This window comes from Actinomadura sp. WAC 06369 (genome assembly GCF_003947565.1).
Classification (GTDB): Bacteria; Actinomycetota; Actinomycetes; order Streptosporangiales; family Streptosporangiaceae; genus Spirillospora; species Spirillospora rifamycini.
This window is the reverse complement of record NZ_QHJN01000401.1, coordinates 1-774: the sequence shown is the minus strand read 5'-3', so window position 1 is coordinate 774 and position 774 is coordinate 1. Positions and strand designations below refer to the sequence as shown.

Annotated in this window: 1 protein-coding gene; it reads left to right on the top strand. The window is 67.6% G+C overall.

The window, feature by feature from the left end; all coding sequences use genetic code 11:
- Positions 1 to 405: 405 nt before the first annotated feature.
- Positions 406 to 774 (top strand): response regulator (locus DMH08_RS39675; protein WP_148108676.1); only part of this gene is annotated, 369 nt, incomplete at its 3' end.

Below are 774 nucleotides of genomic sequence, written 5' to 3'. Positions count from 1 at the left end.
GGGGAGGCGGGAGAAATCTGCCATGGGTAGTCCTCGTTGGTGCCGGTACTGAGACGGATACGGTCCAAGCCACCACACCTACTGTCCTAGTAGATGTAAATATGACTCATTGGGAATCTAGCCTCAGACACAGGCGAAACGGAAGGAAAGCCGCCAAATAGGGCATAGCTCCAGATGGAGGACAGGCGGCGAGTGGCGCCGCCGATGTGATCGCGCCCTCACGTTGAGTGCCGAAGGTGTCCGTCCGACCCGTAACTCTTGCGGGTGACCATCGTGGAGAGGGCGAAGGGGGTTGAAGCAGTGACCATCCGCATAGGTGTCCGGGAGCAAGGCCCGCACAGGTGACGATACGGACCAAGCCTGGAGGCTCAAGGTGACGCGCATCAGCAGCTCCGGAGGGCGGTCATGACTTCCGTCCTCGGCTGCGACGACTCCCCGCTTGCCCGAGAGGCGCTCCGCCGCGCGGTCGCGACCGTGCCCGGCGTCGAGCGCGTGACCACCGCGGCCAACGGCGAGGAAGTCCTCCGCCGCTGGGGCGCGGACCGCTCGGACCTGATTCTGATGGACGTGCGCATGCCCGGCCTGGGCGGCGTGGAAACCGTCCGCCGGCTGCTCTCGGCGGACCCCGGCGCCCGCATCATCATGCTCACGGTCGCCGAGGACCTCGACGGCGTCGCGCTCGCGGTCGCCGCGGGTGCCCGCGGATACCTGCACAAGGACGCCTCGCGCGCCGAGCTGCGGGCCACGGTCACCCAGGCGCTCGCCGACCCGACC